The organism is Aneurinibacillus aneurinilyticus ATCC 12856 (assembly GCF_000466385.1).
In the GTDB taxonomy this organism is placed as follows: domain Bacteria; phylum Bacillota; class Bacilli; order Aneurinibacillales; family Aneurinibacillaceae; genus Aneurinibacillus; species Aneurinibacillus aneurinilyticus.
This window is the reverse complement of sequence record NZ_KE952928.1, coordinates 1-7,161: the sequence shown is the minus strand read 5'-3', so window position 1 is coordinate 7,161 and position 7,161 is coordinate 1. Positions and strand designations below refer to the sequence as shown.

Genomic DNA, 7,161 nt, shown 5'->3' with positions numbered 1-7,161 from the left:
TTTTTTCCGAATTTCCTCCTTCCAACCACGTGATTATGTCAAACTATCAAGTGTAACTTATATAGTATGTTTTCTTGATTTATCAAATCATATATATAAGAGTCCTATTCAATAAACGGGTGCTCATTTAGTATAACAAGGCGTTAAAAATGAGCAAACTTTTGATGATTATAACAAAAATGCTTATTTTTGTTATAAAATACACTTAGCGAGTGGTACTTGATTTGTGAGTCATAGCAACTTTGCTGGGATTGTCCAAAATAGGGAAAGGATGAAAATTCCTATGAATAGTATAGATCGTTTCCGCGGAAGTTTAATTGGTTTAGCTATTGGTGATGCATTAGGTGCCACACTTGAATTTAAAGCTCCAGGTACCTTTGAATCTGTTACCAATATAGTTGGTGGGGGACCATTTAATTTGAGACCTGGAGAATGGACAGATGATACCTCAATGGCACTATGTTTAGCCGAAAGCTTAATAAAGTGTAATGGATTCAGTGCTGCGGACCAAATGGAACGATACGTGAGATGGTATCGTGATGGTTATATGAGTAGTAAAGGCATATGTTTTGATATTGGCATGACTACAAGGGAATCACTTGAATCCTTTGAAATAACAGGCGAACCATTTAGTGGATCAACCGATCCTTGGTCTGCAGGTAACGGATCGCTTATGCGGCTTGCTCCAGTACCTTTATTTTTCTCTAAAACCCCTGAACTTGCTGTTACTCTATCTGGAAAGAGTTCAATGACTACACATGGGGCTACAGAAGCTGTTGATGCATGCCGATTTTATGGAGGGCTTATTGTCGGAGCCGTTTTAGGATTTAATAAGGAAGAGCTACTATCCCCTGGTTTTTCACCGATCCCTGAATTGTGGGGGCAACATCAGCTGGCTAGCACCATTAGGGCTGTCGCAGAAGGCTCGTATAAGGAGAAGCAGCCGCCCGCGATAAAAGGAGCAGGCTATGTCGTTAGTTCCTTAGAAGCAGCTTTGTGGGCCTTCTATCATGGCAAGACCTTTGAGGAGGGCTTGCTGCTCGCTGTTAACCTCGGTGATGATGCAGATACAACGGGTGCTATTTACGGACAGCTGGCTGGTGCATACTTTGGTATAGATGCTATTCCAAATAGATGGATTGAAAAAATAGTGCAAAGAGCAGAGATTCAAGCCTTAGCAGATGAACTTCACAAAAAATACGAAGAAAGTTAGCAATAAATTGTTCGTTTCGGTGTTCTGAGTATACGGCTTTATTTTTCAACTGTTAGTTTGAGTTTGGCTACACCCTGCGATCTGGTAGAAGAAAGGCCAACGTGTTTTTTTCTTACCTCCCACCACAAAAATTTTTCGGTTTATCAAATCAGATGTATATAGAGCAGTAACGAAGGAGTTTATACAATTAATGGAAAAATAACCGTTACAGTTGCTGTGTAACAATCTGAAATAAAGAAAACTACATTCTATAGACTTGTAAAGGAATATGAGAAAGGGATATAATTCCATGTGAAATAATGATTAGTAACAGGGGAGTGGAACATGCAGTATATCATGGAGTATATCGCAGGTAGTTTATTTTGTATTTTAATTTTATGTATATGGTTTTTGTATCGTCAGCGTAAGAAATACCTTCAGGCTCAACAAGAGACGTTGACTAAGCATCAAGATGAAATAGCCTCTATAACTACCAATCTTGTAAATCAGCAGGAGCAGAACCGCGAGGAATTTCAAGTAAAGCTTTTGCAGACAAAACAGGAATTAAATGAGTTAGAAGGGAAACTAAATAAGTATATTAGTGATGTGAAGGCTTATTCAAGAAATGCTGGTGAGATTGTGACGCATCAGGTTTTAGAAGGTATTAAAGCCGAATTAATAGAGGAAGGATGTTTGTCTTCCTATGACATGCTGATTATACCAAATGTTTTTATTCCTATATCTTCAAAACAGGGATTAAAAACAAGACAGATTGATCATCTTGTTTTATTGCCTACTGGGATTTATGTGATAGAGACAAAGTACTGGCGTGGAAAAATTATTCATGGATTAACAAGAGAGAATGCAGGGGAATTTTCTTTTATTATAGATATGATGGCGCAAAGTTCAGCTGATAAAGAACATACCATAGTATTTGTACCGACAAAAACGTTGGACGAAAGTGAAGGAAGTACCTCCATACAAGTTCGTTCCTATGGTGAACCTACTAAACAGGTAGCGCATACGGCTTATGCCTTACAGAGTTTTTTATCTGACCGGTTAGGAGAAGAAAAGGTAGGATATGTTACGCCAATTGTCTATTTTGGGTACCAACAAGTTGAAGAACATTTAAAGGAGATTCTTGATTTATCAAAAGATAGTGTTGCGCGGTTTACTAATCAGGGAGAACTCAAGGAGTTTTTTGAAAATGAGATGAAGAAAAAAAGAGTGTATACTCTTAATGACTTGCAACAAATTTGCCAAGCGATAGAAAGTATTAATTACAGGGAGTTTATTATGCTTTCATAAGCCTTTATCCCTTGAAAAGGCTGAATTTCATTAAACTTGCCTCTGATTACACCGAAAGCAGATTTGTTTTCCTCCGCATCTTATAATGTACTTAAATTCCGTTGAGATTATACTAGGGACGGCTATCCAGTCGTCCTTGTTATATATTCATTTTAGGTTCACTTTTTAGCCATTTTCCTCTTGTCTCTTGTTTAGAATATTTAAGGCCGGTTGAGGTGATTTAACAAGGGCAGCGGCCAAACTACACTGTATGGGCTATAATATTACTGAACAGCTGAACTGGATCTTGGTTAAAGTCTAATGAAGAGGAGTTATTTTATGGATTCAAAAGTTTCCATATCAGTTCAAAATATTCTAAGTGCGTATATTTCCTTATTTCATGAACGAATTCCCAATACCCTTGAAGGATTATATTTACACGGTTCAATTGCTCTTAATGCTTACATTAATGGTTCTAGCGATATTGATTTCATTGCAATTATAAACCGCCAATTAACTGAAGCAGAGGTAAAAATATTATCTCATACTCATCAAGAATTAAAAAACAAATATAAAGAAACAGAAATGGACGGATGCTATCTTTTTTGGGAAGATATAGGTAAGAAGCAGACTGAAACAAAAAAATGTTTATATGTAAATGAAGGAAAGATAGGTTGGAGTAATCATGTTATTAACCCGATTACTTGGTGGATTCTGAAAAACAAGGGAATCAGCATTATTGGTCCTGACATTGCTTCATTCCACTTTGATATTGATGAAAGTGATCTGGCTAATTACGTACTTAATAATATGAATACCTATTGGTTAAATCGAATTAATACAATTGAAAGATTCAAAAGAATAGCGCCCCTATTACCAAATAAATTTTTAGACCAGGAAATACAATGGTCTATTACCGGAATGCTACGTCAATTTTATACGCTTAGAGAACATGAAATCATTTCAAAAGTAGGTGCAGGTAAATATGCCATCAATTATATGCCAGAAAGATGGCATAACCTCATAAAAGAAGCGATAAGCATTCAGGAGGGATTAGACATACGCTACTATAATTCTAAGAAACACCGGATTAATGACACCATACAATGCATGAACTACATACTTAATTATTGTAATAAAATGTATAAAAATCAAATTAAGTAAATGAGAGTACAGGAGGAGATCTATGCAATATGCACAGTTGGAGTAATTTTTTTATGTTGTGATAAACCTTGATTGGCTTTTTGCTCCCTTTCAAGGTTTTTTGCATTTATACAGTTTTATGGTAAACAGCAATCTGATTTCCTATGTAGCCGTTAAGACTAGAACGTGTCAAGTCTATATATTTGGCATATTAAATAAATAAGAAAATCACACTTGTTGACTATCCATATATCGCATGGCTTTTTTGTTGGAGTTGGTCAGATGGGGGCAAACGATACGTAAAGTAGGTGGGCGCGGATATAAATTTTTTTGTGCTGATGCAGTAACCTGGATTAGGCAGATAACCCTTGATGCATCCGGACAAAACGTAATCTAATTGCTGGGGTTGTGCTTGCATTAACGGGCAAGTCCTTCTCAATGCTTCAAGAGGCTAGGAGATTCTTTTTGTACAACTTTCTCGAAGGAGCGTGTGTTACAAGTCAATATAATATGGTAAAATCTAGATAAGGGAGGGAAGAATGTGAGTATAACATATGACATACATAATCCGATGGCTCCTCCATGGCTTATGTATCCGGACATAGGTAGATACAGTATTGGTTGGAGAATGGGATACGGAGAGCATTATATCATTCATTTTGGGAAATGGTATTCTACTCTAAACATTGAGGAACAGAATAAGTTTCGCCAGATGTTTCCACCACCAAAAGGTTGGCTTGGTTGGTATGAAGAAGAATATCTGGATGAAGATATTTATGATGATGATGGTGATCTTCTTTGGAATGTGGATGGAAAAATGGCTTATTCCCTTGACTGGATACAAGAAAATTTCCAGAAGGGTAAGAAGTTTGAGTATTTGTTTTTTTGGGGACACCAGCCAAGCAGCAATGGGGATATTACAAAAAACTGTTTAAGTCAATGGTGGAAAGCAGAATTTACTATAGAAATAGATAGATACTGCTGTATGGAGCAATATATGATGGCCGAGAAAGCGAGACTTTTTGATGACGAAGAGATTACAGAAGAAATTTTGAAGAGCGATAATCCAAAAGAAATAAAGAAATTAGGAAGAAAGGTTAGAAACTTTAATGAAGAGATATGGGCAAGTAAACGATACCCCATTGTTCTGAACGGTAATTTTGCGAAGTTTCTTCAGAATGAAAACCTTATGCAATTTCTACTTCAGACAAAAAACAAGGTGCTAGTTGAAGCTAGCCCATATGATAAAATTTGGGGTGTTGGTATGTCTACTGAAGATGAAAAAATTAATAATCCTATAGAATGGAAGGGTAAAAATTTATTAGGGTTTGCTTTAATGGAGGTAAGGGATGAACTCAAGCGCGTATGTCAAAATTATAACAAGTTGAAGCTACAAGACTTGCATCAAGAATTCGGATAATTTTATTATGTCAAATTCATTAAGGCAATTGTTTAATAATACAAGGAATTACCTGTAAATTCTACTGGCTACATATCTGTATTATTATTACAATGTATTTGGTTGAACGACCAACTAAGGAATGGTGATTAACATGAATAAACAGGATAAACGACAACGAATTATTGATGCTGCGTATCAAGTAATCGCAGAGAAGGGATACGAAAAGTCATCTATTAAAGATATTGCACATGTCGCCGCAGTAGCTCCCGGGCTTGTGCATTATTATTTCACAAGCAAAGAGGAAATTTTATCGGTTTTGCTGATGGAGGCGTCCCGACAATATACCCGTCACATGGAAAACATACATGCAACGGTTGATTCAGAGCAACTTCCAGAAGCTGTACTAAGCGAACCGAAGAACAGAGTCGAAAAGCAGCCGGATTGGTACAAATTACGCTATGAGTTCTTTGCCATGGGTTTGCGCAATTCATCAATTAAACCCGCTGTAAACGAGTTATTGGAAAACGGACGACAGGGTATCTCCTATATCTTACAAAATGTACTAGAAAACCAGGAGCATGACATTGAATCGATGTCCGCTGTTTTACTGGCATGCTTTGACGGTTTGGCTTTACAAAAATTGCTTAATCCTGATTTTGATTTGGAATCTGCGTATCATGTTTTGGAACAAATGATACGTTCCTTAGAAAAAAATAGGGAGTAGCTATGTATATACAATTTTGGTTAGTTAACCAACTAAAAACTAAAGGAGGAGCACATATGATGCAAATGGTTTTATTATGGATCGAACGGCTGGCACTGGCTTTAATCGTAGGTGGAGGGATCATCATGGCTGCTGGTATACGTCCACTACTCATACCGCTTCTGGGAGAGAGAGGAAACCCAGCTTTGGTATCAATCATTGAGAAACTCTCCATTTCTGCATGGAACCGCTATAACCGATATGCATTTCTGTCCATAGTTTTGGTAGTAATTATCGATATCCTGCGTATCGTCACGGAACTGCCTTTTTCGTACTGGCACGCTGCTATAGCTATAGTGATTATGATAGCGTTGCTTGGAAAGCTTGCGATCGATAGGGAGCTACGGCTCCGGTTACAAGAAAAAAGTGCGGAAGTTGTCGGCAGCATCGAACAAAATACCGGTCATCGACGTGTTGAGTTGCTCACAAAAATCATCCTTATTTTGGCCATTATTTTAACTATATGAAATCGCAGGTTTCCTTAATTTGAACAGGGTTGATCTCGAGTCTTCTAGGGGAAGGTTCATTGCGAACACCGAAACAATATAGATAGACCATTTCACAGGGGAGGATATTATCGACTCTCAAAACCAAGCCGTTGTTATTATTTAGTATTTATAGGGAATTTATTTATTTTTGAATAGCTTTTATTAAAAAACAACTGTGCATCATTGGAGGTATTAAAAACGCTATGCCATTATGGAATGATTTTATAATTGCCGAAATTCCCAATGCAGGAAGCAGTAAATGGTTACAAATAATAAATAATTCAAAGCAGTATTGTGTTGAAATAAAAAATGAAGAACTAGTGATTTCTAGATACCATGAAAAGCACAGTATACAATATGAATATCTAGATTTAAAAATAGTTGGCACAGATTATGGAGAATGGGGAGGAGAGTTAAAAGTTATTTATGCAGACTCGACAGAAATATTATTAAAAAAATGTAATGTAAAATCAATATTTGAGTATAAAGGGGAGCTATATTTTCTGGAAGGGTTAGAACATATGTATCTAAATACGGGCTGTTTGTATCAGTTGATTTACGATGGTACTAACTTTTCTTATAGAGAGTGTCTTGATTTAAAAGAGTGTCCAACTGCTTTTTATATATTCAATAGACACTTGTATGTAATATCTAGCGAAAATTTATTTACAATATCTAATGAAGATGGATCATTTAAAAAAAATATTATATTCAATAATTTCCCATTTAGTGCATTTGTACCGAACTCACTTGTTGTGTATAAAGGGTATTTTATTATAGGGATGAGAGGAGGATTAGGGCGAATAGATTATGCAAATACTGATAATGTGCAGTATATGCAATTGAAAAAAAATAACAAGGGTGTTGATTATCCAGTATGATCCAG

Annotated in this window: 7 protein-coding genes; all 7 read left to right on the top strand. The window is 36.4% G+C overall.

Features of this window, described 5'->3' with window-relative positions; all coding sequences use genetic code 11:
- Window positions 1-283 precede the first annotated feature (283 nt).
- Complete coding sequence (locus tag HMPREF0083_RS25915; protein ID WP_040305245.1) at window positions 284-1,213, top strand: ADP-ribosylglycohydrolase family protein; 930 nt, start codon at window positions 284-286, stop codon at window positions 1,211-1,213.
- 324 nt (window positions 1,214-1,537) lie between these two features.
- Window positions 1,538-2,500: a nuclease-related domain-containing protein gene (locus tag HMPREF0083_RS25910; protein WP_021624976.1), complete on the top strand. Its 963-nt coding sequence runs from the start codon at window positions 1,538-1,540 to the stop codon at window positions 2,498-2,500.
- 318 nt (window positions 2,501-2,818) lie between these two features.
- Window positions 2,819-3,643, top strand: coding sequence for an aminoglycoside adenylyltransferase domain-containing protein (locus HMPREF0083_RS25905; RefSeq protein ID WP_040305242.1), 825 nt, complete (start codon window positions 2,819-2,821; stop codon window positions 3,641-3,643).
- Between the two features lie 520 nt (window positions 3,644-4,163).
- On the top strand, window positions 4,164-5,042 hold the full coding sequence (locus tag HMPREF0083_RS25900; RefSeq protein ID WP_148316075.1) for an NADAR family protein: 879 nt from the start codon (window positions 4,164-4,166) through the stop codon (window positions 5,040-5,042).
- A 133-nt stretch (window positions 5,043-5,175) separates the two neighbouring features.
- A complete protein-coding gene (locus HMPREF0083_RS25895) occupies window positions 5,176-5,748 on the top strand; it encodes a TetR/AcrR family transcriptional regulator (protein ID WP_040305239.1) in 573 nt (190 codons plus the stop codon).
- A gap of 56 nt (window positions 5,749-5,804) precedes the next feature.
- Window positions 5,805-6,254 (top strand): hypothetical protein, encoded by a 450-nt coding sequence (locus HMPREF0083_RS25890; RefSeq protein ID WP_040305236.1) that lies wholly within the window; start codon window positions 5,805-5,807, stop codon window positions 6,252-6,254.
- A gap of 224 nt (window positions 6,255-6,478) precedes the next feature.
- Window positions 6,479-7,156: a hypothetical protein gene (locus tag HMPREF0083_RS25885; RefSeq protein ID WP_021624970.1), complete on the top strand. Its 678-nt coding sequence runs from the start codon at window positions 6,479-6,481 to the stop codon at window positions 7,154-7,156.
- Window positions 7,157-7,161 lie beyond the last annotated feature (5 nt).

Excerpts from the sequence above, each read along its gene's own strand:
- HMPREF0083_RS25915 (WP_040305245.1), top strand. The coding sequence starts at position 284 with ATGAATAGTATAGATCGTTTCCGCGGAAGTTTAATTGGTTTAGCTATT.
- HMPREF0083_RS25910 (WP_021624976.1), top strand. The coding sequence starts at position 1,538 with ATGCAGTATATCATGGAGTATATCGCAGGTAGTTTATTTTGTATTTTA.
- HMPREF0083_RS25905 (WP_040305242.1), top strand. The coding sequence starts at position 2,819 with ATGGATTCAAAAGTTTCCATATCAGTTCAAAATATTCTAAGTGCGTAT.
- HMPREF0083_RS25895 (WP_040305239.1), top strand. The coding sequence starts at position 5,176 with ATGAATAAACAGGATAAACGACAACGAATTATTGATGCTGCGTATCAA.
- HMPREF0083_RS25890 (WP_040305236.1), top strand. The coding sequence starts at position 5,805 with ATGATGCAAATGGTTTTATTATGGATCGAACGGCTGGCACTGGCTTTA.
- HMPREF0083_RS25885 (WP_021624970.1), top strand. The coding sequence starts at position 6,479 with ATGCCATTATGGAATGATTTTATAATTGCCGAAATTCCCAATGCAGGA.